The 26,867-nt window shown below is 70.1% G+C and carries 20 protein-coding genes; 16 read left to right on the top strand and 4 right to left on the bottom strand.

Annotation, left to right across the window (positions count from 1 at the left end; all coding sequences use genetic code 11):
- Nucleotides 1–41 precede the first annotated feature (41 nt).
- From HDA44_RS09730 to HDA44_RS09715, 4 genes are read left to right on the top strand one after another with little or no spacing between them, the layout of a single operon-like run.
- Entirely contained in the window at nucleotides 42–1,268 is a 1,227-nt protein-coding gene (locus tag HDA44_RS09730; RefSeq protein WP_337905793.1) for a cysteine desulfurase, read from the top strand.
- A gap of 1 nt (nucleotide 1,269) precedes the next feature.
- Nucleotides 1,270–1,728 carry a Fe-S cluster assembly sulfur transfer protein SufU gene (gene sufU, locus HDA44_RS09725; protein WP_184833096.1) on the top strand — a complete coding sequence of 153 codons (459 nt, stop codon included), beginning with the start codon at nucleotides 1,270–1,272 and terminating at the stop codon, nucleotides 1,726–1,728.
- Entirely contained in the window at nucleotides 1,721–2,101 is a 381-nt protein-coding gene (locus HDA44_RS09720) for a metal-sulfur cluster assembly factor (protein WP_184833095.1), read from the top strand. The genes sufU and HDA44_RS09720 overlap by 8 nt, the downstream gene beginning before the upstream one ends.
- Complete coding sequence (locus HDA44_RS09715; RefSeq protein WP_337905791.1) at nucleotides 2,098–2,715, top strand: acVLRF1 family peptidyl-tRNA hydrolase; 618 nt, start codon at nucleotides 2,098–2,100, stop codon at nucleotides 2,713–2,715. Before HDA44_RS09720 ends, HDA44_RS09715 begins: the two co-directional genes overlap by 4 nt.
- A gap of 154 nt (nucleotides 2,716–2,869) precedes the next feature.
- On the opposite strand, the gene HDA44_RS09710 is transcribed toward HDA44_RS09715, so the two are convergent.
- The 4 genes from HDA44_RS09710 to HDA44_RS09695 form a co-directional block, all read right to left on the bottom strand.
- Complete coding sequence (locus HDA44_RS09710; protein WP_184833093.1) at nucleotides 2,870–9,316, bottom strand: hypothetical protein; 6,447 nt, start codon at nucleotides 9,314–9,316, stop codon at nucleotides 2,870–2,872.
- A 140-nt stretch (nucleotides 9,317–9,456) separates the two neighbouring features.
- The gene (locus HDA44_RS09705) at nucleotides 9,457–10,014 is read right to left on the bottom strand and encodes a hypothetical protein (RefSeq protein WP_184833091.1); all 558 of its coding nucleotides are present in this window, start codon (nucleotides 10,012–10,014) and stop codon (nucleotides 9,457–9,459) included.
- A gap of 3 nt (nucleotides 10,015–10,017) precedes the next feature.
- A complete protein-coding gene (locus HDA44_RS09700; protein WP_184833089.1) occupies nucleotides 10,018–10,557 on the bottom strand; it encodes a hypothetical protein in 540 nt (179 codons plus the stop codon).
- Nucleotides 10,558–10,573: 16 nt separating this feature from the next.
- Nucleotides 10,574–17,752 carry a hypothetical protein gene (locus tag HDA44_RS09695; protein ID WP_184833087.1) on the bottom strand — a complete coding sequence of 2,393 codons (7,179 nt, stop codon included), beginning with the start codon at nucleotides 17,750–17,752 and terminating at the stop codon, nucleotides 10,574–10,576.
- A 156-nt stretch (nucleotides 17,753–17,908) separates the two neighbouring features.
- On the opposite strand from HDA44_RS09695, the gene HDA44_RS09690 reads away from it, so the two are divergent.
- The 12 genes from HDA44_RS09690 to HDA44_RS09635 all read left to right on the top strand — a co-directional run bounded on the left by HDA44_RS09690 (nucleotide 17,909) and on the right by HDA44_RS09635 (nucleotide 26,850).
- Nucleotides 17,909–18,370: a hypothetical protein gene (locus HDA44_RS09690; RefSeq protein ID WP_184833085.1), complete on the top strand. Its 462-nt coding sequence runs from the start codon at nucleotides 17,909–17,911 to the stop codon at nucleotides 18,368–18,370.
- A 52-nt stretch (nucleotides 18,371–18,422) separates the two neighbouring features.
- Nucleotides 18,423–19,157, top strand: a complete 735-nt coding sequence (locus tag HDA44_RS09685) for a hypothetical protein (protein ID WP_184833083.1) — start codon at nucleotides 18,423–18,425, stop codon at nucleotides 19,155–19,157.
- Nucleotides 19,157–19,957 carry a CpaE/TadZ family protein gene (locus HDA44_RS09680; protein WP_184833081.1) on the top strand — a complete coding sequence of 267 codons (801 nt, stop codon included), beginning with the start codon at nucleotides 19,157–19,159 and terminating at the stop codon, nucleotides 19,955–19,957. Before HDA44_RS09685 ends, HDA44_RS09680 begins: the two co-directional genes overlap by 1 nt.
- On the top strand, nucleotides 19,954–21,264 hold the full coding sequence (locus HDA44_RS09675; RefSeq protein WP_184833079.1) for a TadA family conjugal transfer-associated ATPase: 1,311 nt from the start codon (nucleotides 19,954–19,956) through the stop codon (nucleotides 21,262–21,264). Before HDA44_RS09680 ends, HDA44_RS09675 begins: the two co-directional genes overlap by 4 nt.
- 4 nt (nucleotides 21,265–21,268) lie before the next feature.
- The gene (locus tag HDA44_RS09670) at nucleotides 21,269–22,174 is read left to right on the top strand and encodes a type II secretion system F family protein (protein ID WP_184833077.1); all 906 of its coding nucleotides are present in this window, start codon (nucleotides 21,269–21,271) and stop codon (nucleotides 22,172–22,174) included.
- Nucleotides 22,171–23,091, top strand: a complete 921-nt coding sequence (locus HDA44_RS09665) for a type II secretion system F family protein (RefSeq protein WP_184833075.1) — start codon at nucleotides 22,171–22,173, stop codon at nucleotides 23,089–23,091. The genes HDA44_RS09670 and HDA44_RS09665 overlap by 4 nt, the downstream gene beginning before the upstream one ends.
- A gap of 100 nt (nucleotides 23,092–23,191) precedes the next feature.
- A complete protein-coding gene (locus HDA44_RS09660; protein WP_184833073.1) occupies nucleotides 23,192–23,410 on the top strand; it encodes a hypothetical protein in 219 nt (72 codons plus the stop codon).
- Between the two features lie 11 nt (nucleotides 23,411–23,421).
- On the top strand, nucleotides 23,422–23,871 hold the full coding sequence (locus HDA44_RS09655) for a TadE family protein (protein ID WP_184833071.1): 450 nt from the start codon (nucleotides 23,422–23,424) through the stop codon (nucleotides 23,869–23,871).
- A gap of 8 nt (nucleotides 23,872–23,879) precedes the next feature.
- Nucleotides 23,880–24,308 (top strand): TadE/TadG family type IV pilus assembly protein, encoded by a 429-nt coding sequence (locus HDA44_RS09650; RefSeq protein ID WP_184833069.1) that lies wholly within the window; start codon nucleotides 23,880–23,882, stop codon nucleotides 24,306–24,308.
- The gene (locus tag HDA44_RS09645; protein ID WP_184833067.1) at nucleotides 24,295–25,122 is read left to right on the top strand and encodes a TadE/TadG family type IV pilus assembly protein; all 828 of its coding nucleotides are present in this window, start codon (nucleotides 24,295–24,297) and stop codon (nucleotides 25,120–25,122) included. The genes HDA44_RS09650 and HDA44_RS09645 overlap by 14 nt, the downstream gene beginning before the upstream one ends.
- A 21-nt stretch (nucleotides 25,123–25,143) precedes the next feature.
- On the top strand, nucleotides 25,144–25,794 hold the full coding sequence (locus HDA44_RS09640; protein ID WP_319039513.1) for a hypothetical protein: 651 nt from the start codon (nucleotides 25,144–25,146) through the stop codon (nucleotides 25,792–25,794).
- A gap of 150 nt (nucleotides 25,795–25,944) precedes the next feature.
- The gene (locus HDA44_RS09635) at nucleotides 25,945–26,850 is read left to right on the top strand and encodes a hypothetical protein (RefSeq protein ID WP_337905789.1); all 906 of its coding nucleotides are present in this window, start codon (nucleotides 25,945–25,947) and stop codon (nucleotides 26,848–26,850) included.
- Nucleotides 26,851–26,867 lie beyond the last annotated feature (17 nt).

Below are 26,867 nucleotides of genomic sequence, written 5' to 3'. Positions count from 1 at the left end.
CCTCCTCAGGTAGCAGTCCGCTGACTGGGTTCTCTAGTCCCTTGGACGTGAGCACGGTCCGGGCGGACTTCCCGATCCTGTCCCGTGAGCTCGCGGGCGGGTTCCCGCTGGTGTACCTGGACTCGGCGAACTCGTCGCAGAAGCCGCGCCAGGTGGTGCAGGCGATCGAGGACCACTACCTGCTGCACAACGCGAACGTCGCCCGGGCGATGCACCAGCTCGGTGCCGAGGCGACCGCCGCGTACGAGGGCGGCCGGGACAAGGTGGCCGCCTTTCTCGGCGCCACCAACCGGGACGAGATCGTCTTCACCAAGAACGCCTCCGAGGCGCTCAACCTGGCCGCGCACACGCTCGGCGCCGGGCTGAAACCGGGGGACGTGGTGGTGATCTCCGAGATGGAGCACCACAGCAACATCGTCCCGTGGCAGCTGGCCTGCGAGCGGACCGGCGCCACCCTCAAGTGGTTCGGCGTGACGGAGGACGGCCGGCTCGACGTCAGCAACCTCGACGAGCTGCTGACCGAGAACACCAAGGTGGTCTCGCTGACCTGGGTGTCGAACGCGCTCGGAACCATCAACCCGATCAGCGACCTCGCCGCCAAGGCGCACGCGGTCGGCGCGACCGTGGTCGTGGACGCGTCCCAGGCGGTGCCGCAGTTCCCGGTCGACGTGTCCACGCTGGGCGCGGACCTGCTCGTCTTCACCGGGCACAAGGCCGTCGGCCCGACCGGTATCGGCGTGCTCTGGGGCCGGTACGACCTGCTCGCGTCGCTGCCGCCGTTCCTCGGTGGTGGCGAGATGATCGAGGTCGTCCGGATGACCGGTTCGACGTACGCGCCGCCGCCGGCTCGGTTCGAGGCCGGTACGCCGCCGATCGCGCAGGCGGTCGGGCTCGGTGCCGCGCTGGACTACCTGTCCGGGATCGGGATGGACAAGATCGCCGCGCACGAGCACGCGATCGTCTCGTACGCGCTGGAAGGGCTGAAGACCGTGCCGGGGCTGACGCTGCTCGGGCCGGCCGACGCGACCGATCACGGCGGCGCGATCAGCTTCGCGCTGGACGGCGTACACCCGCATGACGTGTCGACCGTACTGGACACCCGGGGGATCGCCGTCCGAGCCGGGCACCACTGCGCGCGGCCGGTGCACGAGCGGTTCGGAATGCAGTCGTCGACCAGAGCGTCTTTCTACCTGTACACGACTCCCGAGGAGATCGACGCGCTCGTCGACGGTCTCGGGTTCGTCCGATCTTTCTTCAAGGTGGACTGATATGCAGCTCGACAGCCTGTACCAGGAGATCATCCTGGATCACTACCGCAGCCCGCATCACGCCGGGCTCGCGGACCCGTACGACGTGGAGGTGCACCACGTGAACCCGTCCTGCGGGGACGAGGTCACGCTCCGGGTCGAGCTCGACGGCGACACCGTGAAGGCGGTCACGCACGACAGCGTCGGCTGCTCGATCAGCCAGGCGGCGACGTCGGTGATGTCGGACCTGGTGATCGGCAAGCCGGTGGCCGAGGGGATGGCCACGTACGAGAAGTTCCTGGAACTGATGCAGGGCCGGGGGAATGTCGAACCGGACGAAGAGGTTCTGGAGGACGGCGTGGCGTTCGCCGGCGTCGCCCAGTTCCCGGCCCGGGTGAAGTGTGCGCTGCTGGGCTGGTCCGCGTGGCGCGACGCCACCGCCCAGGCCCTGGCGACGAGAGAAGGAGTGAGCAATGGCTGACCAGACGGACGAGAAGATCGAGCTGCCCGAGGTCGACCTGACGGCCGCTCAGACCGGCTCCGCCCCACCCAAGGTGGAGGACGTGAACGAGGCCCTGAAGGACGTCGTCGACCCCGAGCTCGGGATCAACGTCGTCGACCTCGGCCTGATCTACGGCATCACCGTCGACGACACCAGCACCGCGATCATCGACATGACCCTGACCTCCGCGGCCTGCCCCCTCACCGACGTGATCGAGGACCAGACCCGGATGGCCCTCGACGGCCTGGTCAACGACTTCCGCATCAACTGGGTCTGGATGCCCCCCTGGGGTCCCGAAAAAATCACCGACGACGGCCGAGACCAACTCCGAGCCCTCGGCTTCAACGTGTGACCAGGATCGTCTCGGTCGCACCGGCCCGGTTGGACAGGTGGCTGACCGGGTTCGGCGAGCGGCACGGGGCGGTCCGGTACGAGGTGCAGCCGGCGAGCCTGACCGCGGTGGCCGCGGATGGGGCTACTGCTGTTGTGAGTGTGCCGTTCGGGCCTCTGGTGGTGCTTTCGCGGGACGGGCTGGTCGCGCATGTGTTGGTTGAGCGGCGGGTGGGGGTTTTGCTGGTTCGGCGTGGGGGGTACGGGGCCGGGGTGTTTGCTGGGGGCAAGCTTCTGGACTCGAAGGTTGGGTCTCGGCATGTGCAGGGGACTACCAAGGCCGGTGGGTGGTCGCAGCAGCGGTATGCGCGGCGGCGGGACAATCAGGCTCGGGAGGCGTTCGCGGCGGCTACCGAGGTGGCCGTACGGGTGCTGGCGCCGGCGCGGCTGGATGTGGTCGTTTGTGGGGGTGATCGGCGGGCGATCGACACCGTGCTGGAGGATCCCCGGCTGACGGAGCTGGCTGGGTTGGTGCGGCCGCCGTTCCTCGGCGTGGCCGACCCGAAGCAGAAGGTACTCGAACAGGCCGGCGTCGACGCGCTGGCCATCCGCATCACGGTCGACCAGCCGGAGTAGGTCGAGCTTGCCCGCTCAACGGGAGGGTTGCCCCCTGAATATTCGAGGGGGCAACCCTGCATCTCAGGGGATGCCCCCGCGAGTGGAGGGTTCGGCCGTCGGCGCGTCCAGGTGAGTTGGGCGGGCGGATGAGTTGCAGGTGGGCGCGCGGTGGTCAGATCGTCATGCCGTTGGCTGGGTTGGCGGTGTGGCCTCGGCGGGCGGGGGTTTTGGGGGTGTCTTCGCCGGTGTGGGATCTGCCCATCCGGGAGTCGGTTTCGGCGAGGGCGGACGCCGGGATGCCGTGCTGCTGCAGGGCGTCGACGACCGTGCCGGTGAACCGTCGCGACCCGGCGCCGGCCGCATGCAGCGCGCGCAGGTCGACCCGTCCCTCGGCGAGCACCGCGAGGTGCGGGTGCAGCGTCGCGAAGGCGGCCGCGAAACCACCGTCGCCCCGACTCGTCATCGTCCCGTCCGGTCGCGCGACGTACGTGGTCCGCCCGCCTTCCGGTGCGCGCACCGTCAGCCGGACGTTCACGTGATCCCGCCGGGCCTGCGCGAGTGCATCGACCAGCGGCTGGTACGGATGGTCCTGGTCACCAACGACATTCACCTGCACGGTACGCACCCGCCCGGCCGGCCGTTCGGGGGCGCGGTCGGCCTCCATCTGCGCTCGCATCGCGTCGTACTCGTGCCGGAACATCGTCAGGTACGTCTCGCCGGCCGCCGCGTTCGGTACCGTCTCGGACCATTCGAGCTTCGGCCGGTTGCGCCGGGTGATCCGGAGCCGCTCGGAGGTCAGGTGATAGGCGACGTCCACCTTGACCGTGACGACCTCGCCCGACTCGTACACGCCCGTCTCGTGCCGCGCGCCGACCGTGCCGGTGTCCTGGTCGCTGACCATCCGGCTCGCCGTGACGTTCGCGCTGAACTCACCACCGGGCGTCGTGCCACCGACGGTACGTGAGCCGGGCAGCACCTTGTTGCTCCGCGCGGTCAGCTGGCTGATCAGCAGCTGACGCGTGTTCTCACCCAGCTGCGTGGTCGCGCCTTCCTTAGGGTCCGAGACGAGCTCGAGTCCTGACACCTCGGCCTTGACCGTGGTCACGACGACCCGCGAGGTCTGGTCCGGAATTGCCATCGGCACCAGTTCGTACCCTGACTCGCTGACCATTTCCGGGAAGGTCACCATCCGGTTCGCCGCGCCGAGCGCCGACTCCAGCGTGGTGAGATGTCGCTGAACGCCCGCCGCGGTCAGCGCTTGCTTCTTCCCGAGCAACGTGGCGGCGGCCGTCACCAGCGTGTTCTCCTCCGCGTCGCCGGTCCGGTACGGCTGGGTGCTTTCGACCAGGTAGTTGCCGTCGGGCAGCTCCGGCGCGCGGTGGTCCGGGGCGTCGATTTCCGGCGCGGGCGGTACCGAGTCGAGCACCGACTCCGCCACGGCCAAACTCATCCGCCCGGTCGACACCCGCCGGGTGACCCCGCGCTTGTCGGACGGCGGACCGCCAGGAGCCGCCGAGTCCTCGACCTCGATGATGAGCTCGAAGTCGCGCTCGACGCGAGCCGTGGCGACCGCCAGTCCGGTGTTGATCCGGAAGTTGATCTCGCTGCTCGCGGCGGTCGTCGACGTACCCAGTTCGGCACCGGCCGAGCCTGAGACGGACGCTCCGCCGGTGCCGGAGATGTCGAGCGTGCCACCGTACGAAGTGCCTTCGGTGGCGCTCCGCGAACGATCGCGCGAGTTCCACAACTGGACGAGCCCGAAGCCGTTGCCGCTCTGACCGGTCGCACCGTCCGGCTCGGTGCTCGGCGGCCCGACGAACCTCAGCCGGACGCGAACCCGGACGTTCCGCGTGGTCATCCCCAGCTGCACCGGGAACTCACGGACGAAACCGCGCGGATCGAGCATGTCGTCCATCGTGTTGCGCGACCGCGTACCGGAAAGGTCACCGCGGAGCGCGTTCAGCAGGACCGGGTCGTCAAGCGCCTCGGGGGCGTGCTGCGCCAGCGCGATGCACGCCTCGGGGAACATGTCCGTGTCGTTGCCGTCCTGGTCCTGCAGCGAAGCCCAGTCGACCTGGGCGCGACCGAGCATCCGTTCGTAGTGCCGGGGGAGTTGCGGTTCGATCCGCTGCCGGGCCAGCGCCTCGGCCTCGGCCAGTGCGCTGTTCAGGCGCTGGTCGAGCGGCCCGAAGACCTGTCCGGAGCGGCCGGTTGCCTCGTGGGCCAGGTTCGTCAGTACTTCGTCGGCGTGCGCTCTGCCCTGCTCGGACTGATACCGGCGCAGCAGCGCGACCGTCGTACGCCGGGGGAGTACCAGGTTGCCGTTCCGCATCCGTTCAACAGCGTCGGACACCTGATGCAGCGGAAGGTCGAGCTCCCGCCGTCCGTACGAGCGCAGGGCATCGCGCTCCGGGAGCGTGAGTACGACGGCACCGGTCTCCAACGGGATCGCTTGCGGAGCCGCGCCGCCGGAACGGAGCTGCGCCTCCAAGACGAGGTCGCCGCAGAACTGGTAGTGCCGTCCGTCCCGCATCAGCGTCCGCTCGACTGCCGTACTCGCGGTCTGGGACTCGCTCGACGAAACCGACTTCGACCGGGTCAATCCGAGCGCCGCCGCCCACGAATGCCCGTCGGCCGCGGCCGAGCCGGAGCCGCCGCTGACCCCGCCGGTCACGCCACTGGACGTCCCCGACGAACTTCCGGTGGACGCCAGCGTCAGGTTGAGCTCGGCCAGGATCGGTTGCCCGCTGCCGACGTACCGGAGGTTCTCCACCCGGGTCGTGACATTGAGCGTGGTCTGGCGTGGCACGAAGCCGCGTTGCCGGATCGTCTCCAGCGGATCGGACGGCGCGTTCCCGACCGCCAGCGCGGTCCGGTACTCCGACGTCAGCAGCTCCGGCCGGCCGATCAGGTTCCGCGGCGCCAGGAACGCGCTGAGGTGATGCAGCGCGGAGCTGTCCCCACGCCGCAGGTCCGGAATGGCCTCGGTCAGCTTCTTGATCGGATCCCGGGCGTCGACGTGGTGGATCGTCGCCGTGTCCATCACCTTCGGAGCGACCCGCCCGCGCAGCGCGAGCTCGGCCGGCTCCGGCCGGGCGCAGAACTCGCTGTCCAGCCAGACCTGCGCGCTGCCTTCCGACGACGCGATCGGCACCGAGGCACCCTTCGACGTCAGCTCGCTGATCGTGATCGTGTGCGGAATGTCGAACACCGCGACCGGTGAACTCGACTCGGCCACCGTCATCCGGTACGCCCCGCGGCTGGCCGACCAGCCCAGAGTCCGGCCGCGCGAGGTCCGGCCGACCGTCGCACCCGCGTTCGGTGTACTCCCGGCCTGACCCGCGGCCGGTGCGTTGCTCAGTTTCAGCTTCGCCCACCACGGCAGGCTCTGCGACTGGCTGCCGGACCGGCCGGACGTACTCACGCCGATGTCGACGTTGACGACCATGTCGCTGTCGGCCGCGCCGAGCGCGGTGGCCCGGTCGAAGTGCTGTTCGAGGTTGAGCTGGAAGGACCGGATCCGGGGTGGGTACCCGGTCCGGTGCTCGGTCAGCTGGAACGTCAGCCGGTCCTGCGCGGCATGGTCGTACCCGGTCTCCAGCCGATGTTTGGCGATCTGCTGGCAGGCGCGTTCCCAGTTCTCGGTCCGGCTCAGGATCACTGCCGGGTCCTCGCCCGCGAGTGCCGACGGCACCGGATTGCCGTCGGCGTCGAGCGGCGGGATCAGGTTTTCGTCGGACAGATGCTGCAGGAAGCCGCGCAAGGCCTCATCGGCACCGGTCAGCTCGCGGATCATCGCCGGACCGGCGCCCCGCAACTGACCCGGCCCGGAGCCCAGCCAGGTCGGCAGCCGCAGCGGTACCTCCAGCGGCTGCGGATCGCCGCGCAGCAGCAACCGGCCGTCGGCGCCGCGCTTCGGTTCGCCGTTCGGGTCGCGGACGAGCGCCGCCGCCGGTACCGGCAGGCCGTATCGGAACGCCTCGCGCTCGGCCAGCCGGAGCCAGGCGTCGCCGGCACCGTCGGCCGAGAACGACTCGGGCCGATCGAGCCGGTGCATGGTGACCTTGTGCCGCAGCGGCACCTTCACGCCGACGGTCGGCGCGATCCGTTGGGTGCTCCAACGACTACCGAGATCGGCGGTCGACGCGGCGTCCTGCTGACTGGTGCTCCGCCCGGCGCGTACGCCCGGGCTGAGGTCAGCGGTGGTCGATCCGAGGTTCGACATCGCCGTTCCGGCATAGGTGGCGTTGACGCCGATGGATCGGGACTTGCTGAACGACTGACTGCCGGACGCACCCGAGTTGCCGACCCGCCACAGCTCCAGTTTGTGGTCCGGTGAGCTGTCGCTCGTCAGCTCGGCCGCGTCGATATCGGCGACCGTCTCCAGCTGCGCCCAAGCCACCGGCCGGCCGCCGTTCGTGATCAGCCGCCACACCCCACCCGGCCGGGTCGTCTCGTCCAGCCGGATCGTGCCGTCCTCGACGATCAGGCTCCGGACCCGGTCGTGCCCGACGCGATCCAGCGAGCCGAGCCGCCGATCCAGCTCCCTGACGGCCTGGTCGCACAGTTCCTCGAGGCCGTCGACCCGCGTCGCCATCCCCTCCGGCATCCGCGGGTTGCGTTCGGCGGACAGCCCGAGCCGCTTCAGGTCGACCGTCTCGGCCGGCGGCGGCACGGTGTACGTGTGGATGTACCCGAGCTCGAGCGTCGTCCGGTCGCGATCCGTACCCGTGTCGACGACGTGGGGTTCGGACCACTCGGCGGTCGGCGATTCGCGGATCCGCCAGTTCCAGCGCGGCCGGGTCGAGCGGTAGCGCAGGAACTCGCCGCGGAGCGCTTCCACCGCGCCGGTTTGCGCGTACTCGGTCGCGCCGCCGCTGACCGTACGCCCACGCCCGGCGCCGACCTCGATGCCGGGGGAGACGATCGCGGCCGCGGCCTTCAGTTTGCTGTCGTCGGGCAGGGCGTTGGTGAGTACGCGCAGGCTGGTGTCGGTGGACGAGCCGAGGTTCCGCGCCGAGGCGGTGGTGACGCTGAAACCGCCCTGAACCACCTGGCCGACCTGCGCTTCGTCGAACACGAGCGGACTGTCGAGCACTTCGTGCAGCTCACCGACGTCGAGTTGCAGCTGGATCTGGACGAGTTTGTCGACGTTCGCGCGCGGGTCGTTGCCGATCGTCAGGATGATGCCGTCCGGCGACAGCATCCGCCGGCTCTCACCACGCAACGTCCGGTGCAGTACGTCCGGGGTGAACTGGAAGGCCACCTTGCGCTGCGCCAGCGCGGCGTTCAGTTGCCCGCACAGCGCGCTGAGGTGGGGTAGGCGACCGGACGGCAGCCCGTTGTGCTGCAGATCCGCCGCCGGGAGGGTCGCGGCGCTTGCTCGCTCGTACGCTTGAATCGCTTCAACGACCGCCCCGAAATTTTGGCCTTGGGCGGTCTGGTCCCCTGTTTGGCAGGCGGCAGCGGCCGCGCGAGCCAGCTCGGCGGCGGTGGTACACGCGGCGGCAATCTCGGTATGGCGCTCGGCAACGCGAACGCGCGCCACCGCCCGTACCCGAAGCCGCCGCGCCCGCTCACCCGCGGCGCCGTCCTTCATAGCGCCCTGACGGTCCGCCTCCTCGAACAGCCCAGCCGCCTGCCCCCGAGCCGCTGCCGCGCTGGCAGTCCGCACCTCGGCCCGCTGCGCATGATCCGCGGCCGCCGCCTCCAGCTGACCGACCAGCAGACCTAACCGGCCGTGACTCCGCGCCTCGGCCGCGGAGGGCACGCGATCTTGCGCCTCCGCGCCGACCGGCGTCTGTTCCTGGGATGTGGGGTGGACCTGATCGGCACCCGGGAGGCTCGGAGCCGGGTGACCGCCGCGACGGATCGCGCGGGACAGGCTCGCGAGCTCCTGCTCGATGGCCGCGACCTGGCGTCCGGGCAGGCCGGCCCGTACCTCGTGCCATTCGCGGCTCAGCTCACGGAACTGGGCGTACTGCTCCTCGGCCCGGCGTTCGCGGGCCGCCCGGTAAGCCTGCCGCCGGGAGCCGAACCGCGGCGAGGAGGATTCGCTCGGGAGTTCGGTATCGCGGATCGGCGCGGGGGTGGGTACGGGGATGCGGTCCGCGGCGCGGACGCCCTCCCGGGCGAGCGAGTGTGCGGTGGCCAGCAGGTCCGCGGTGTACGGCCGGTGGGTGCCGGGGCGGCGGCCTCGGGCGTTCGTGAGGCGTTGGAGGTCGGCGTCGGTGGTCAGTGGGTTGCCGCCGAGGACGTTCTCCAACAGCACCTCGGCTTCGGCGCGGCGGAGCTCCGGGAGGCTCGGGAGGTCCAGCAGCGTGTCCAGCGCGGCGGTCGCGCCGTCGGCAGGGGAGCCGCCGCGAGCACGGCTCAGCTCCGCGCCCAGGAATGCGACCGCCTCCCCGACCAGCCGGTCGTCAGTGTCAGCAGAACCCGCGGCGCGCCGGGTCAGGCGGCGTTCCAGCCTGCGGAGGGTCTTACCGGCGAGGCGTTCGCTGGAGTGCGAGAGGCGGAGCGAGCCATCGCGAAGCGCGATTGCCTCCGGCGCCAGCAGTCCGAGCGCCGCCCCGAGCGCCTCCCGCGCCCGCGCGCGGGAGGCTGCCGCCGCAGATACCAAGGCAGTACTCCCCGTCCGTCACGCCGGCACCACCGAACGGTCACCGGCTGCTGTGGACGGGGACATTAGCAATCAACTCTTCGATATTTCGCTACAAATCTCAGTAGAAGAGTTAACAATCGCCGGTGCCGTTTCTCACATCAGGATCGCTTGTACAAGGCGCGGAAATCTTCCAGCGTGCCGCGGTAGTACTCGAGGTCGTCGTACAGCTTGGCCCGGCTGACCAGGTGCGGGTGCCGGGCCTTCGCCTGCCGGCCGTACTCGGTCCAGATCTCCGTGTCCGGCACCTCGTCGGCGCCGTCCGGCAGGAACTTGATCGCCTCCGCGACCGCGTCGGCCGCGAACTCCCAGTTCAGTTCCACCGCCGACCCGTCCTGCCCGGGCGCACCCGTGTACGCCATGTCGGCGTCCAGCGCGCGGCGGGCGAACGACGCGGACACGACCGCCCACTGGGCCGCGTCGATCAGCCGCGACTTGCCGAGCCCGAACCGGGCGCCGATCGTGGTCGCCGCGCGCTCCGAGTCGTACGGGATGGTGATGTCACCGGCCTGGGACGCGAACGTCCAGGCCTCCGGCCCTTCGGTCACGTTCACGCCCGGCTGCGGCCCGGCCGGCGGCACCGCCGGTACGTCCGGGTCCGCGGCGGTCACCAGGCTCACGTAAACCTGGGCTTCGGTCAGGGTCCTCGCGGTCAGCATCGGTTATCTCGCTCCTGTGTCGCCAATGTCCGAGCCCAGCTCCTGGTACGTGTCGCGGGCGATCAGCAGCCGCTCGAGCCGGAACCGTCCGGGTTCGGCCGCCAGGACCGCCTGCCCTTCCGGGGTCCAGAACTCGTCCTCCGGTACGGCGTCCCGGCCGGCCGGGACGAACTTGATCACCTCGACGACCGCCGCGTACGCGACGGCCAGCACCTTACCGGCCTCGGCGGGATCCGTCGGTACATCCGACGCGGCCCGGTCGGCGACGTCCAGCCACTGCCCGGCATCGAGGATCTCGGACGGCTCCGGACCGCCGAAGGTCGGCCAGCCGTGCACCGGCGTCTCGTGCTCCGGCAACCCGAACAGGTACTCACGTTCGGCCGAACAGCCCGGACAGACGGCGGCGTACTGGCTGTGGAGCTCGCCGTTGACCCGGACCAGTGACTGCTCCCAGTCCGCCTCGTCCGAACCGCAGTCCGGGCAGGGATGCAACTCCAGGTAGAGCTGTGCCTCGTCCCGCGTCCGCGCTACCGCGAATGCCATTCCGCCCCTTTCGTCATCACGGTCCCCCGATCGACTGGCCGTGACTGGTTGTCGTCACGGTGTGCCCGGCCGCGCCACCCGCCGATGGGCGGGCGCCGTGCTGCGGTGCCTTCGGCATGGTTGCCTTCGCGGTCGTGTAGTCGAGCTGCTTCAGTATCTCCCGTGGTACGCCCTGCCGCTCCAGCTCGGCGGCGACCTTCGCGCTGAAGCTGCCGTCCGGTGACGACGTGTTGTAGAGCGTGCGCAGGTCGATCTTGCCCTCGGCCATCATCGCCAGGTGCGGATGCAGGCTGGAGAACGCGGCCGCGTAACCGCCGTCGTTCACGCCGAGCATCGTGCCGTTGGGCAGGGCCTGGTACAGCCGCTCGATCCCGTACGATTCGGTGACCTGCAGGACCACCGCCCGGCGCTCTGCCTTCGCCTTCTCGATCGCGTCCAGCAGCGGCCGGTACGGCCGGTACTCGGTGCCTGCCTGACCCTGCCTGTACTCGGTCGCCCGCAGCTCCGGCTTACCGAGCTTGTCCGGCACGGCCTGCAAGCGGGCGCCGGCCAGGACGGCATCCAGCGAAACGCCCTGCTCCATCTGCCGGAGCGCCTCGAGGTACCGGTGGCCGAGCATCTTCACGTACATCTGGCCTTGGGCGAGGTTCGGGAAGCGGTCGGTGTTCCGCACCACCTGCTCACCACGGCCGTTGTCGCTGGTGGTCCGGACGGTCGCGGCGAACTGGACCGGGATCCGGACCGTCACCAGCTGGCCCTCCAGGAAGCGACTCTCCTCGAGCCGGGTGCCGTACCCGTCCGAGGACTGCTCCTTGACCTGTTCACCGATCGAACCGCCGACCGAGACCAGGCCGGCGTCGATCCCGCCGTTCGCGGCCACCGGGGTCCGCCGATTCCGTGAGTGCGACTTCCGTGCCACCCGCTGACTACGCCAGACGTGACCTTCCTGGCCCTCCGTCGGCGCGCCGTCGTGGTCCACGCCGTCGAGCTCCAGGCCGGTCGGCTCGGCGCTGATCGTGACGCTGACCATCGAGTTCCCGTTGCCGGGCCGGGCCAGCGGCGGCAGCTTGATCCCGCCGTGCATCAGCCGCCCGATCTTCGCCTTCAGCGAGGTCGGCTTCAGGATCGGCCGGACGAAGTGCCGGAACTCCGCCATCCCCCGCCGGCCCAGGTACTCGGGCCGGCGCAGGACCGCGGTCAGGTTCCGGTACAGCTGGTCCTGCTTCGCCGCGCCCCGGCCGTGCGGTACGTACCGGAGCGCGATCGCCCCTTCGGGCAGCCGGAACGACCGGTGATCTGCCGCCGTCTCGACCGCTTGGGCGGCTTCCTGCTCGGCCGGCCGGGGGCCGTCGGCGAGCTCGCCCTTCGGCATCATCAGCGACAGCGTGGCCTTCAGCTCGCGCTTGCCGGAGCTGCTCGTCACGTCGTTCGGGTCGATCTTGCCGAGCTTCCAGCGGGCGCTCGCCATCGCCGCCGCGCCGGCGTTGCGAATCCGGATCACCTCGGTGGTGAAGACCACCTCCCGCTCGACCAGGTGCCGGACGAAGACACCGCCGCGGCGCAGTTCGGTGTTCTGGATGCCGTCGCCGCGGCCGTCGGTCGTGGTCAGGTCGGTCGAAAGGCCGGCCGAGCCGGCCCCCGTCGCGCCGGGCATGCCACCCTCGATGCCGCCGGTGATCGACTTGGTGTTGCTCGCGGACCGGTCGATCTGCATGTAGTCGTAACCCTGCTCGACCCCGCCGGCGTCCTCCTTGGCAAGCCGCGGCTTGCCGTCCTTGTCCCGGAGGATGTTCCCGTCCTCGTCGGCCAGAACCGCGTGCACCTTGATCTCGCCGGTGAAGCGCGCGGTGACATGGTTCAGCAGTACGTCGGATCCGGCCTGGCCCCGGATCGGCACCTCGATCGGGTTGTAGTCCCCGTCGGGGCCGAGCATGTTCTCGAGGTGCCCGTGGAAGCCGCGGGGCTTGAAGTTGACGTCCAGCGCGCTCTGCAGCACGTAGCTTCTTTCGCGCAGCCCGGGGGCGACCTGGTCGATCTGCGGCTCGAGCTGGGTCCGCAGGTCGACCATCTTGTCCGGGTCGTCGGCCAGTACCAGTGACTCGATGTCCGCGCCGCCGAGGCTGTCCTCGTACGCGCCGGACGCATGCATCGCGCGGACCTGCCGCGCGATGTCATCGGCCTTGTCGAGGGCGGCGGTGAGGCGATCGTCCTCGGTCAGGCTCTCGTCCGGATCGGTGCGGTACTGCTCCTGCAGCTTCGCGGTCAGCCGCTCGGTGGTGTGGGTCGCCGCGAGCCCGGTGGTGGTGCCTTCCTTCTCCAGCTTGTACCGGCGGACGAACCCGCTCGCGGTCCGCTCCGGCAGCTCGAGCTTGCCGTTCAGGTACCGCTCGCAGGCGTCCTCGGCCACCCACAGTGGCAGGTCGAGTTTGCGGCTCGCGTACAGCTCCAGTGCCCGGCGCTCGGCCATCGCCTTCTGCACGAGCGCGTCCGGAAGCTCGACGGTCCGGACCACCTGGCCGTTGTGCGTGATGTCCGCGTACATCTTGTGCCGCTCGAGGAACTCGTGGTGCATCCCCGGGTTGATCAGCAGCCGCTCTTCACCCGAGGTCTCGCTGACTGTCGTCGACTGGGACGTGCCGGTGCTCCGGCCGAGGGACAGGCCGCCGGTGGTCTCGGAGCCGTCGGCGCCACCCATCCCGCCGCCGAGATTGCCGCTGATCTTGCCGGACTTTTCGGTGCCGGACGTATGCCCGACCGCACTCATGGTGAAGTTGATGTCGACGGTGACCTGCTTGGTCATCGCGACATGGGTCAGGCTGGCCGCCTCGCCGCGGATCACGACCTGGTACTCCTGCGGCAGGATCGTGCCGTCCTTGAACGCATGCACCGGGTTGCCCGGCGCCTGCGTGACGACGAACGGCAGCCGGTAGCTCCCGTTCATCCACTCCCGGTTCGCGACCAGGCTGGTCGGTGCCAGCGCGGCGTGCAGCGCCGGCAGCGCGGTCGAGTCGGACCGGATCGCGGGGATCGCCGCGCAGATCTCGTCGGCGATGTTGCCCGCGTCGATCGCGACCGGGAGCGCCTCCTGGACCGCCAGCTCGTTCGGCTTGGCCGGGTTCTGCTCGAACACCGGCTCGGCCGCCCGCGCCAGCGAGGCCTCGTACGCGACGTCCATGGTGCCGCGGACGTTGGCCAGGGGTTCGGCGTCGCCCTGGTCGGTGATCTCGGCGAACTTGATCCGGATGCCTTCGCGGACCCGGTCGAGTGGCTCGGCGCTCTCGGTCAGCGGCGCCTGGTTGATCCGGTCGTCCGCCGACCAGCTCATCACCCGGCCGACGGCGGTCTTGCTGAACTTGACGCCGAGCTTCCCGATCCAGCCACGAACCCCGGTGTCCGGGCCGTGCGAACCGCCGACGCCGGCCGACAACGGGACCGACTTGGAGCGGGTGATGGACCGGCCGGTGGCCTGGGAGCTGATCGCCAGCTTGACGATGTTCTCGTTCGTGCTGGTGCCCAGACCCTCGGTCTGGAACGCGCCGGTCGCCTCGTCGTGGTCCTGCGTCACCGTCAGCCGGAACGGCCGCCAGCGCGGCGTGCCGGCGAAACCGGTGTCCTCCAGCATCACGATCAGGCCGCCCTGACAGGCCTGGTCGATACCTGCCTCGAGCCGGGGCGCGTTGATGTTCGTCAGCACGCGTTCGTAGTTCGCGTGCTGCGCCCGGGTGGCATTGCCGACCGGGCGGCCGTGCTCGTCGATCCGCGGGACCAGGCCGAGATCCCGTAGCTTGGCCAGCGCGTCGTTCCGGGCCTCGTCGGCGCCGGTCACGTTCTGTGCCAGCGCCTTGCCGACGCCGCGGATCTTGTTCTCGCCCCGGCCCATCCACGGCGGCGCGGTCTGCGGACCGGTCGCCGGCGTCGCGTCACCGCGAAGCAGCGGCCGGCCGTGCTCGTCCGTCAGGATCGCCTTCGAGGCGTCCCGCTGGATCGCCTTCGCGTCGGCGCGGCCACCGGCCCGGAGCAGGTCGTTCTCCGCGACCCGCAGGTGTCCCTTGCACAGGTCCCGCTCGACGATCGGCGGCCGTTCGTCGCCGACCTTGCGCAGCGACGCGCGTGCCTTGAAGCCGACCACGACACCCTGCGTCGGCCCCTGGAACCGGTGGACGAACGGCGTGATCGTGGTCGTACTGGCGCTCTGGCCGCCCTGCCGGGTGACGTTCCGCCCGGCCGACACGTTCGGCCCCAGGTTCACGCCGGAACCGAAGACGTTGTTCAGCGCGGTCGCTGCCGCCAGCGGGTGCTTCTTGTCGAGGACGCCAGGGAATCCGAGTGAGCCGGTGCCGGTGAGGGAGGCGCCGTACGTCTGACCGGCGCTGTTGCCGGCGAAGTCGACCAGTACCTCTTCCATCCACATCTCGGTACTGGACTCGCCCTTGAGCTGGACATCGCTCCAGACCGGTTCGAGCTCCCAGCTCAGCTCGTACTCGGTGCCGTCCTGGCCGTTGAAGCTCCGGGTGATTCCGCCTGGCTGGCTCAGCTCACGGAGCAGCCGCGGGCTGTCGTTCACGATCAGGCCGGCGATGTGGCTGTACGCGACCTCGTCCAGGTCGCCGTACTGTGCCTGGGCCCGTTTGGTCAGGCGCTCGGCGACACCCTGGAGTCCGTCGATGCTGTCGACGGTGTGCCGCGGGAACTCGCCGGTGACGTGCTGACCGAAGCCGGCCTCGGCCAGCGTGACCGTCTCGGCCGGTGCCTTGACGGTGTACGCGCTGGACACCCAGGTCTGCTGCGTCCCGGCGTCGATGCTCTCGACCGGCGACCATTCCGCGAACGGCGAGCTGCGGACCTCCACCTCCAGGACGCCGTCCCACTCGCACAGCACCGACTCACCGCGGTTGTCGCTGACCCAGCCGGACTGGTAGTGCCCCGTCGCGCCGCCGGACTCGGACAGCGTACGGCCCTGGCTGAGCGTGACCTTCGGCGAAAGCACCTGCGCGGCGGCGTGGATCGGTGTACCCGGCGCGGCCAGCGCGAGCAGCGGCTGCAGGTTCACGCCGACGTTGATCGCGCTGGAGTGCGTGTTCGTGGTGCCGACCGACGTACCGCCCTCGCCGAGCGTGCCGGACATCTGCTCGGCCATGTCGAAGTCGCGGTTGGTGATCTCGCGGATGTTGCGCGGCCGCATCCGGAGGCGTACCTGCGGCATCTGGTCGATGTCGCCGTCACCGTCGCCCGGAACGCTGAACACCATGCCGTCTTCCGACAGCAGCCGCCGGTACTCCGCGGCCATCAGCGGCAGCGGGCCGCGGGTCGGCATCCGGCGCTGGATGCCGTTGGCGGCCAGCGCGCGGTTGATGTCGTCGACCGGTAGGTCGAGCGGCCGGCCTTCGGGCGCGCCCGTCAGCAGCATGTCCTTGACCGGAAGCGCGGCCTCGCGGCTGCGTTCGTACACGCCGACCTGCCGGTGCGCCGCACCGGCCAGGGCGCTGAGGCGGAGCTGCGGGTCGCCCGCGTCGATACCGCTCAGGAGGTCGCGGTACGCGTCCAGCGCACGCTGTGCTTCGCCGGCCGCCGCGGCGTACGCCCCGCTGATCTCGGTGTGGCGACGGGCCTTGTTCCGCTGGGTGGTGGCGGTGCCACGGAGGGCGCGGGCACGTTCGGGCGCGCCGCGATCGAGCTGCTGGTCCTCCGCGGTGGCGTCGGCGTCGTTCTTGTCGGCCTCCGCCGTCGCGACCTCGGAGGTGGTCGCCTTGGTCTCCGACTGCTGCTTCAGCTCCGCGACCGCGGCCTCGAGCGACTCGACCTGACTGACCACCTCCGCCCGCAGGTGCGCGATGGAGTTCCGCGGCGGCTTCTGGTCGGCGCGCGCGGCGGCGACGCCGAAGGCGGCCACGTCCGCGCCGATCATCGCCTCCGGCTCCCAGGGGAGCGTCGGCGCGGCACCGCCGCGGCGCTTGATCGTCCGCGCCAGGCCGTTCAGGTCGCGTTCCAGGTCCGCGAGGTTGCGCGGACCGCTCGGGCGGCCGTGCGCCAGTGTCTCGTTCCGGGTCTGGTGCCAGTCCCGGACCGTCACCTGGAAGGCGGCGTAGTCGGCGTGCAGCCGGCGGTCCCGGCGATCGTGGCCGAAGACCGACCGCAGCCGGCCGAAGACCCCGCGCGGCCGCTCGGCCTGCGCGGCCGAGATCTCCTGGGTCAGCAGTGCCAGCTGATGCGTCAGTGCGTACCGGACCTCGGCGTCACCGAGGCCGGGCGGGAGCCGAAGCACGTGCGGCTGCCGCGCCGTGCCGGCCCGGACGATGCCCTCCGCGGTCGCGCCGAGAGTGGTCGAACCGACCTCGATGTGTACGTGCTGCGGCACGTCGCTGACCGTGGTCTGCAGGATCGCCTGCTGAGTTCGCAGATCGATGATCGGCGGCTCGGTCACCGAGGCGGACGCCAGGTCCACCTGGCTCATCCCGCCGAGCGTGTGCAGCGCGGTGGTCGCGGCCAGTACGGGATCGGTGGCCGGGCGCTGGTTGGCGCCGGCGTTCAGGCTGGTGCCACGGACCCGCGGCGTGAAGACCCGCCGGCCCTCGGCGCGGCGGTGGTTGCTGCCGACCTGCGGACGGGGACCGGACCGTCCCGTGTTCGGCCCGGAAGCCTGGCCCGGGTGGTGCGACGGATTCTGGGCCGGATTCTGCGCGAGAGCGGCGCCGAGCAGTTGCGCGTCGCGCTCGATCTCGGCCGAGGCCGACACGATCCGGGTGAAGGACACCGGAGCCTGTGACCCGGGCAGCCGGCGCAGCCGTTCGGCCGCTTGCCGGTCGTCGGCGGCGGCCGCGCTGAGCGCGACGCGGAGCATCGCCTCCGCTTCCGTCCGCCGGTTCTGATCCTGCCCCGGCGCCCGCAGGAACCGGTCCAGCGCCTCGGTCGCGCCACGGGCGGGCAGGTCACCGCGCGCCCGGGCCACCTCGGAGCCGAGTACGCCGACCGCCTCCGCGAGCAGGCGCTCGTCCGAGACCCGGTCGGCCGCCCGGCGGCTGAGCAGCTCCTCGAGCCCGCGCATCGTGTGCGCGGACAACGTGTCGTCGCGACTCGTCAGCCAGACCTGGCCGTTGCGTAGCCGCACGGCGGACGGATGCACGATCGCGAGCGCGGTTCCCGCCGCCCAGCGGGCGCGCAGCAGCGCATCCGCGGCGGAAATCGTGGGCGTGGTCACCAGACACACCCCTCCCCATTGAGGTGGTCCGGGTGCTCACCAGTGTCACCCGGACCGTCTAGTTCCGGAACTTAGCAAATTTTTGGTTACTCGCCAGCTACTCCTTCCACCCGAAATGTTAACGATTCACGACGATCTGTTACCTAAGATCGCGGCATGGTCGACCAGCTGGGTACGTCGAAGTGGTCCGTCAGTGAGGCGCGCGGCTGGGTCGCACGGTTCCGTCATGTCGCGGACGACGGCCCGGAGTACGACGGCGTCGAGCTTTTTCTGGCCCTGTGTGACTATCTGGACGAGCTGCACGGCGGGGCCGGATTCGACTACGTCCGCACCGGCCCGGAGCAGCAGGCACTGACGGCCGCGATCCGTGCGGTCCGCGGCCCGAACCCCGTACCGGACCCGCTGGGGGAGCGATTGGTCCAGCCGGTGAACGCCGCCGTCACGCTGGCCGACGGGCGGGCCCTGACGACCTGGCTGGAGGAGCGGGACGGATGGCAGCAGGAGCTCGGCAAGGCGCTGCACGCCCTGTACAGCTATCTAGACCAGTTGTACGGCGGACCAGGTGCTTTCGACGAGCTGCTGACTACGACAGAGCGCAGTCGCGTCGCGGCCCGGTAACAGCACCCACGTACGTGCATGGTTGGTACCTCACTGCCATTACGGTAGGCGCGTGAGTCTCTCGTCCTCCACGCGTACCCCTGCCCAAGGCGCCCGCGCAGCGGGCCGATCGGCGGGTGGTGGTTCGACCCGCCTGCCGAGCAGCCGAGAGCGCCGTCCCGCCCTCGCCGCGCTCGCGGTGATCCTGATCCTGCTCGGCGCGGCCGGTTCCGCGCTGATCGCGCTGAACAGTGGCAACCGGTCCGACTTCGTCGCCATCTCGGCCGACGCGCTGCCGCCCGGCCACAAGCTCGAGGCCAAGGACCTGTCTCGCGGTGACCTGGCCGGCGCGACCGGTGGACTGGTCCCGTGGTCGGAGGCGAGCAAGTACATCGGCCGGTACACGACGACCTGGCTGTACAAGGACCAGTTCATCACCAAGAACAACTTCACCAAGGACGCGACGCAGCCGATCCCGCCGGGTGGCGCGCTGGTCGGTGTCACCCTGGAGGCCGGCCGGGCGCCGTCCGACGGGCTGCTCGTCGGCGACATCGTCCGGGTGGTCCGGGTACCGACCGCGAACTCGGAGACCGCGGCCACGCCGCTGGTGATGGCCGCGACGGTGACGTCGGTGTCCGGCGCGATCACTGACGCGAAGACGTCCGCGAACAGCTCCCTGAACGTGACGATTCTGGTTCCGGACAACAAGATCACCGTGGTCAGCGCGGCCGCCGCCGCGAAGTCGCTGATCCTCGCGAAGCTCCCGCCGGGTACGCCGCCCGACGTACCGCAAAGCGGGTCGAACTGATGGCACTGGTGGCACTGGCGAGCGCGAAGGGCTCGCCCGGAGTGACCACGGCCGGACTGGTCTTCGGCGCGCTCTGGCCGCGGCAGGTGCTGCTGGCCGAGTGCGACCCGGCCGGCAGCGACGTCGCGATCCGGATGACCGGGCCGGGCGGCGCGGCACTCAACTCCGACCGCGGCCTGGTCAGCCTGGCCGCCGCGAGCCGGAAGGGTCTGGGCGACGAGGTGATCCTCGCGCACAGCCAGCAGCTCGACGGCGGTCTCGACGTACTGCTCGGCGTTCGCTCGCCGGAGCAGGTCGGTGGCATGGGTGGCCTGTGGCATCCGCTCGGCATCACGTTCAACCAGATGCAGCACGGTGACGTGCTGGCCGACTGTGGCCGGATCGGCGCGTCGTCGCCGCAGCTTCCGGTGATCCAGTCCGCTCGCCTCGTGGTCATGGTGTGTACGGCGACCGGCTCGTCGGTGGCCCACTTGCGCGAGCGGCTGTCCAGCCTGGTCCATCACGTCGACGCGCAGCTCGGTGTGGTCGTGGTCGCCGATCCGAAGCAGCGCGACGCGGTCAAGCAGGTGTGGTCCGTTCTGGACGCGATGTCCGTGCCCGTCCGGCACCGCTGGCACCTGGCGTACGACCCGGCCGGCGCGGCGTTCTTCGACGGGCGCGGCTACGGCCGGCTGGACAAGACACCCCTGATTCGGACTGCTACCGAAATCACCGCCGAGCTGGCGTCCCTGGTCGCCGCCCCGGCGCCGCAGGACTACGACATGGCGAACGCCGCCTTTCCGCCGGGTGAGCACAGATGAGCGCTGACCAGGAGCTGGTCCGCAAGCTGCGGGTGCAGGTGGCGGAACGGCTGAACGAGCAGCGCCGCCGGGACCAGGTCAACGGCGTACCGCCGATGAGCGCGGAGGACGAGCGGGAGTACGCCCGGTCGCTGATCGTGCAGGTACTCGAGGACCACGCCCGGTACGAGCTGGCCGAGGGCCGGACGCCGCCGACGCCGGACGACGACGCGCAGATCGCGGGCGCGATCCACTCCGCGCTGTTCGGGGTCGGCCGGCTGCAGCCGCTGATCGACGACCCCGAGGTCGAGAACATCGACATCAACGGCTGCGACCAGGTCTTCGTGCAGTACGGCGACGGCCGCGAGGAGACGCCCGGCCCGGTCGCCGAAAGCGACGAGGAACTGGTCGAGCTGATCCAGGTGCTGGCCGCGCACGCGGGTCTGACCAGCCGCCCGTTCGACTCGGCCAACCCGCAGCTGGACCTCCGGCTGCCGGACGGTTCCCGGTTGTCGGCCGTGATGGGCGTGACGTCGCGGCCGGCGATCTCGATCCGGCGGGCCCGGCTCGGCCGCGTGTTCCTCAAGGACCTGGTCACCAACGGCACCATTTCCGACGACGTCGGTTCGTTCCTCCGGGCGGCGGTCGCGGCCCGGAAGAACATCATGATCGCCGGCGCCACGAACTCCGGGAAGACCACGCTGCTGCGGGCGCTGGCGAACGAGATCCAGCCGCACGAGCGCCTGATCACGGTCGAGCGTTCGCTGGAGCTCGGCCTGGGGGAGTTCAAGGACCTGCACCCGAACGTGGTCGCGTTCGAGGAACGGCTGCCGAACTCCGAAGGCGTCGGTGAGGTCACGATGGCCGACCTGGTCCGCCGATCGCTGCGGATGAACCCGTCCCGGGTGATCGTCGGCGAGGTGCTCGGTGACGAGATCGTGACGATGCTGAACGCGATGAGCCAGGGCAACGACGGCTCGCTGTCGACGATCCACTCGAACAGCTCGATGGAGGTGTTCAACCGGATCAGCACGTACGCGATCCAGGCGATGGAACGGCTGCCGATGGACGCCACCCAGATGCTGATCGCCGGTGCGCTCGACTTCGTCGTGTTCATCCGCAAGCACAACGACTACCAGCGCGGCGGTGGGCTGAGCCGGTACGTGGAGAGCATCCGCGAGGTCACCGGCTGGGACGGCCGGGTGCTGTCCGGCGAGGTGTTCGCGGCCGGACCGGACGGCCGGGCCGCGGCGCACGCGCCGATCGCCTGCATGGACGAGCTCGAACACTTCGGCTACCAGCCGCTGGTTCACGGAACTTGGGCGTGATGCGATGAGCCCAAGTACGTTGGCGGCCTTGCTTTGCGGGGCAGTAGCTGGTGGCGCGGTGATGCTGCTGATCGTCGCGCTCCGCGGTACGGAACCGAAGGACGACACCCCGTCGCTGTTCCGCAACCGGAGCACCGAACACCGCCGGAACCTGATCCGCCTCGGCGCCGGCGTCGCGGTCGGGCTGCTCGTACTGGTGGTGACGCGTTGGCTCGTACTCGCGGTTGCCCTTGGTCTGCTGGCCGCGATGGCCGACCGCTTCTTCGGCGGTACCGGTGAGGAACGGCGCGCGATCGACCGCCTCGACGCGCTCGCCACCTGGACCGAGGCGCTCCGCGACACGATCGCCGGCGCGGTCGGCCTGGAGCAGGCGATCCCGGCCACGGCGGTGAACGCCGCCCCCGCGATCAAGCCGAGCCTCAACCTGCTGGTCGACCGGCTGCGCATCCGCGAACCGTTGCCCTCGGCCCTGATGCGGTTCGCCGACGACCTCGACGACCCGTCCGCGGACCTGATCGTCGCGGCCCTGGTACTGAACGCCCGGCTCCGGGGACCCGGTCTGCGCGAGGTGCTCAGCGCGCTGGCCGACTCGGCCCGCGAGGAGCTGGACGTACGCCGGAAGGTCGCGGCGGAGCGTCGATCCACCCGGCGCAGCGTCCAGGTGGTGGTCGCGATCACGCTGATCATGGCCGCCGGACTGGTGCTGTTCAACCCGACGTACATGGCCCCGTACACGAGCTTCATCGGGCAGGTCGTACTCGGCATCGTCATCGGCCTGTACGCCCTCGGCCTGCTGTGGCTGCGCCGGCTGGCGAAGATCGAGGTACCGGAGCGGTTCCTGATCGGTACGGCGAAGGACCAGCGGATGAACGGGAGTGGCGAGCAGCGGATGGAGGTGGTGAGCGGATGACCTGGGCCTTCATCACCGGCGGCCTGGCCGGACTCGGCGTGTACGTGCTGGTGCGGATGTTCATCAAACCGCGGGCCAACGTACTGTCCACGATCGCGCGGATCGACGCCGGCCGCGGCGGGTACACCAGTGGCGCCACCACCAGCGCGGCCGGCGAGCGCGTACTGGGCGGCGTCGACCGGGCCCGGGAGACGCTCGGCCGGCGGCTCGAGGCCGAGGCGAACGCGCGCGGCTGGGCGTTCGGGAAGCTGCGCCGCGACCTCGCGGTGATGAACCAGCCGTTCGCCGCGATGCTCGCGACCAAGGTGTTCTTCGCGCTCGGCGCGCTGATCTTCATCCCGATCGTGCTGTTCCTGTTCGCCGCGATCGGGTTCAGCGCACCGGGCGCGGCGCCCGCGATCGTGACGGTCGCCTTCATGGCGCTCGCGTTCTTCCTGCCCGACCTGACGCTGCGCCAGCAGGCGGAGAAGCGGCGGCGGGATTTCCGGCACGTGGTCGGCAGCTTCCTGGACCTGGTCGCGATGAACTTGGCCGGCGGCCGCGGCCTGCCGGAGGCGCTGATGACCGCGTCGACCATCGGCGATCACTGGGCGATGGCGCGGATCCGGCAGGCGCTCGCGAACGCGCGGCTGATCGGCATCACGCCCTGGGACGCGATGGCCCGGCTCGGCGAGGACCTCGGCGTGGACGAGCTCCGCGACCTCGCCTCCGCGCTGGCGCTGGCCGGCGACGAGGGCGCGAAGATCCGGGCCTCGCTGCTGGCCCGGGCCGCGTCGCTGCGGCGGAAGGAGCTCGCCGACGTCGAAGGCAAGGCCGGAGAGCGCTCTCAGTCCATGCTCGTCGCGCAGCTGGTGATGATCGCGGCGTTCTTCCTGTTCCTGGCCTTCCCGGCCGGCGTGGCCATCCTCGGAAGTTAGGCCGAACAGTGATCTGGAGAAGGGATCTTTCGGGCCGAGTCGCCCGTCCAACACGGCATACTGGGGCCTGCTTCGGCCTCACGATCTGGAAGGCATGCGGATGACCTCGGAGTTGATGTTCTGGCGCGCGATGACCGGCTACGCGGTCGCGCGGGCGAAGGCCCAGCGGGCCCGGGCCCGGCAGGGGCACACCGAGCTGGGCGCGTCCGCCCTGGAGTGGGCGATCATCTCCGGCATCCTGGTGGTCGCCGCGCTCGCGATCGGCGTGGTGGTGAAGAAGGTCATCAGCAAGCACACCGCCGACATCGACCAGGGCTGACGGCTCGACCGATGCGGCTGGGACGACGGACCCGCCCGACCCGCTGGTGGCGGGGGCGACGGCGGTCGGAGCGTGGGGTCAGCACCTTGGAGCTGGCGATTCTCGCGCCGGCCATCCTGACGCTGATCTTCCTGTCCATCCAGACCGCGCTCTGGCTGTACGGGCGGTCCGTCGCGCTCAACGCCGCCCAGGAAGGCGTTTCCCGGCTGCGGCTGGTGCAGCCACCCGTGTACACGACCGGGGTTGGGGAGAAGGTGCGGTCCGACATCCAGTCGTACGCGGCGCAGCTGGGCGGGACCACGTTGCAGCACACGGAGGTGCCGTTCCCGTCGTACAACAGCCCGGAAGGCATGGTTTCGTTCACCGTCACCGGTGAGACCGTGTCGCTCGTACCAGGACTGACGCTGAAGGTGAGCCGGACCGCGACCGGCCGGATAGAACAGTTCGAAGCCGACAAGTGAGCGAACAGATGACGCTGGGGAGCCGCGAGCGCGGCACGATGGCGCTGGAGATGGTGATCCTGGCGCCGGTGCTGCTCCTGCTGTTCATGTTCCTGCTTGCCTGCGGGCGGTACTTCCAGACCTCGTCGCTGCTGGAGAGCGCGGCCCGCGACGGTGCCCGCGGCGCCAGCCAGGCGAGATCGTTGCCCGAGGCCCAGAGCCGGGTGGACCAGGCCGTCAGCGACGCGATGGGCCAGGGGGTCAAGTCCTGCAAGGCGACCGCGGCGGGGTCGATCACCACCGGCTTCGTGGCCGGGCAGCCGCTGTCCGTCGAGGTCACTTGCACGATCAACTACAAGGATCTCGGCCTGCTTGGACTCGGCGGCGACACCACCATCACCAAGCGCTTCACGTCATCCCTCGACCCGTACCGGGGGGTGCGCGGTGACGGCTCCTGACAGCACGCCCGGCGCGCGGCGGTCCCGTACTGCCTGCACGCCCGCCGGGCCGGGGGAGCGGCACCGGTCGCGGCTCGTCGAGTTTCTGCGGATCGATGCGCCCGGCAACCATCGGTTGTTCGCCCGGGGCGCGCTCAGCCCGGCGGTGGCGATCCTCGCGGTGATGATCTTCACCCTGGCCGGCCTCGTCATCGACGGCGGCCGGCAGCTCGGCGCCCGGTCGCGCGCGGTCGGGTACGCCCAGGAAGCCGCCCGGGTCGGCGCGGCCGCGATCCAGTTGAACGTGGCCGAGGCGAAGATCGACCCGGCGAAGGCAGCCGCGGCGGTCGCCGCGTTCTGCGGCCAGGTCCGGGCCAACGACCCGGCCGTCACCAACTGCGGCCCGACCGTGCTGACCGACAAAGAGATCGACATCCAGGTCGACATCGCCAACAAGACCACGTTCCTCGGGCTGATCGGCAAGACCTCGCTGAAAGCATCCGGTACGGGGCAGGCGCACGCCGAACAGGGCGTGGAGAAGGCCGACGACAGCCCGACCATTCCGCCGATCGTGGTCAACCCGACGACCGACGGACCCGGCGCGCCGATCACCACCGCACGGCCGCCGACGATCGACCTGCCCTGCCCGAGCTGGACCGTCGGCTCACCGACGCCGACCTGGACGCTGTCGCCGTTCCCGTTCCCGGCGACCTGCTCGCCGAACATCACCCCGACGCCCGACCCGTCCGAGACCCCGCCGTCCGGCACGCCACCGACCGGCGGCCCGTCCACCGGCACCCCGCCACCCTCGAGCCCGCCGACCGGCCGGCGTTAGACACCGGAGGACTGTTCTTTCGTGCGTAGGTTTGCCCTTCCGGCCACACTTCTCGCCGGGGTCGTACTGGTCACCGGGTGCAGCAAGGGCTCGAACGACGGCGGCCTCCCGGTGCCCGCCGGCGGCGACGCCGGCCCGGTCACGACCTCGGCCACGCCCACCGCCGCGCCGACCAAGACCAGCGCCGCCCCCACCGAACCACCCGAGCCCACGGCAACCAAACCCACCGCCAAGGCCGACCAGGTGATCGTGGTCGCCGGGAACTACGCCACCAACCCCGCCGTCCAAGGCCTCGTGAGCAGCTACCCGCTCTACTTCCAGGCCCTGGTCTCGAAGGACGACACGATCCTGAAACAACGGTTCCCGTCGTTCTTCTACTCCGACGTGTCCCAGGGCATCTTCGATGCGCAACGCAACGGCTGGGTCATGCGTCCACCCGGCAGCGTGGTCGTCGTCGGCGCGCACAGCACGAAGGACGACACGATCGCCGTACAGACCTGCCGCTCGCAGACCACGCAGTACTGGGATCCGCGCGGCAAACGCTGGACGGTGGTGACACCGAAGGGTTCCGCCGAGGTGATCGAGATGATCAAGACCGGCGTCGGCTGGCTCCCGTACCGCCTGGCGTCGGCCCAGGGCGTGAACTGCGCGAAGGTGCACTATCCGGCCTAGCTCGGAACATTGAATTGAACATTCCGAATAGGTGACGGGGTACTCGCCAACGGGCATGATGCCCCTGGTCGAAGATAATCTGCGAATAGCCAAGTCTGGGGAGTGAGGATGCACAACCGAGTCGCCCGCACACTACTCACTCTGGGCACTGTGCTTGCCCTGTTGACGGTCGGCCCCACTTCCACCGCCTTCGCCGACACCATCCAGACCGGCGCTTCGGTCTGCAACATGTACATCAACTCGATCGGCTTCGGCGCGTACTGCAGCAACGGCCAACCCTATTTGGGCGGTGCTGCGAAGCCTCCGCCCACGTGGGAGGAGCGGTTGCGTGGCCGGCCGTTCGTCCCGTGCCGGGACTTCCCGATCCCGCCCGGCATTCGGCTTCCGCAGGCGCCGGAGGGCAAGAAGTGGGTTCTGCGGGTCACGATCACCGACTACAAGCTGAACACGTACGACGGTGGTAAGGACGCGCATCTGGAGCGTGCCTACGTCCCGGTCGGTCCGGCCGAGGAAGCGCAGTGCCCGTTCCCGGATTACATGGAACCGTTCTGGTACTACTTCAAGAGCAACTACCCGCCGCCGTCGCTGGTGGTCATGCCGACGTTCTCACCCCGGGTCAACATACCTGCCTACTTCTCCCTGACCGCGGAGAGCGCGAAGGTCGAGGCGGACCCGAAGGCGAACCCAGGCGCCTACAGCGGGTACATCAACCCGACGCACAACCTGTCGATGCGCGCGCTGGTCGTCGAGATGATTGTCGATCCCGGTGACGGCACTCCGGCGTTCAAGTGCCCGATGGGCGTGACGTCGGTGGACGATCCCGACGGATATGACGAGACCAAGGACCCGGATCAGCAGATCAACCCGTGCAAGCACATCTACAAGAAGTCCAGCGCGAGTCAGCCGGACGGGATGTACACGGTCAAGCTGACGATTACCTGGGAAGCCTTCTACTGGATCGGCAAGGACGCGGGTGGCTGGAAGTCGATCGGGACAGCGGACGTCACCGCCGTACAGCGGCTGCCGGTGCAGGAAGTTCAGGCCATCGGTGGCTGATCGTCGGGGTATGCGTG

This window comes from Kribbella solani, from assembly GCF_014205295.1.
Taxonomy (GTDB): Bacteria; Actinomycetota; Actinomycetes; order Propionibacteriales; family Kribbellaceae; genus Kribbella; species Kribbella solani.
Note: the sequence above shows the minus strand (reverse complement) of the source record. Positions and strands in the feature narration are given on the sequence as shown.

Bases quoted from the DNA above. Each gene is read 5' to 3' on its own strand.
- sufU (WP_184833096.1), top strand. From the start codon at position 1,270: ATGCAGCTCGACAGCCTGTACCAGGAGATCATCCTGGATCACTACCGC.
- HDA44_RS09720 (WP_184833095.1), top strand. From the start codon at position 1,721: ATGGCTGACCAGACGGACGAGAAGATCGAGCTGCCCGAGGTCGACCTG.
- HDA44_RS09705 (WP_184833091.1), bottom strand. From the start codon at position 10,014: ATGCTGACCGCGAGGACCCTGACCGAAGCCCAGGTTTACGTGAGCCTG.
- HDA44_RS09700 (WP_184833089.1), bottom strand. From the start codon at position 10,557: ATGGCATTCGCGGTAGCGCGGACGCGGGACGAGGCACAGCTCTACCTG.
- HDA44_RS09690 (WP_184833085.1), top strand. From the start codon at position 17,909: ATGGTCGACCAGCTGGGTACGTCGAAGTGGTCCGTCAGTGAGGCGCGC.
- HDA44_RS09680 (WP_184833081.1), top strand. From the start codon at position 19,157: ATGGCACTGGTGGCACTGGCGAGCGCGAAGGGCTCGCCCGGAGTGACC.
- HDA44_RS09675 (WP_184833079.1), top strand. From the start codon at position 19,954: ATGAGCGCTGACCAGGAGCTGGTCCGCAAGCTGCGGGTGCAGGTGGCG.
- HDA44_RS09670 (WP_184833077.1), top strand. From the start codon at position 21,269: ATGAGCCCAAGTACGTTGGCGGCCTTGCTTTGCGGGGCAGTAGCTGGT.
- HDA44_RS09665 (WP_184833075.1), top strand. From the start codon at position 22,171: ATGACCTGGGCCTTCATCACCGGCGGCCTGGCCGGACTCGGCGTGTAC.
- HDA44_RS09660 (WP_184833073.1), top strand. From the start codon at position 23,192: ATGACCTCGGAGTTGATGTTCTGGCGCGCGATGACCGGCTACGCGGTC.
- HDA44_RS09655 (WP_184833071.1), top strand. From the start codon at position 23,422: ATGCGGCTGGGACGACGGACCCGCCCGACCCGCTGGTGGCGGGGGCGA.
- HDA44_RS09650 (WP_184833069.1), top strand. From the start codon at position 23,880: ATGACGCTGGGGAGCCGCGAGCGCGGCACGATGGCGCTGGAGATGGTG.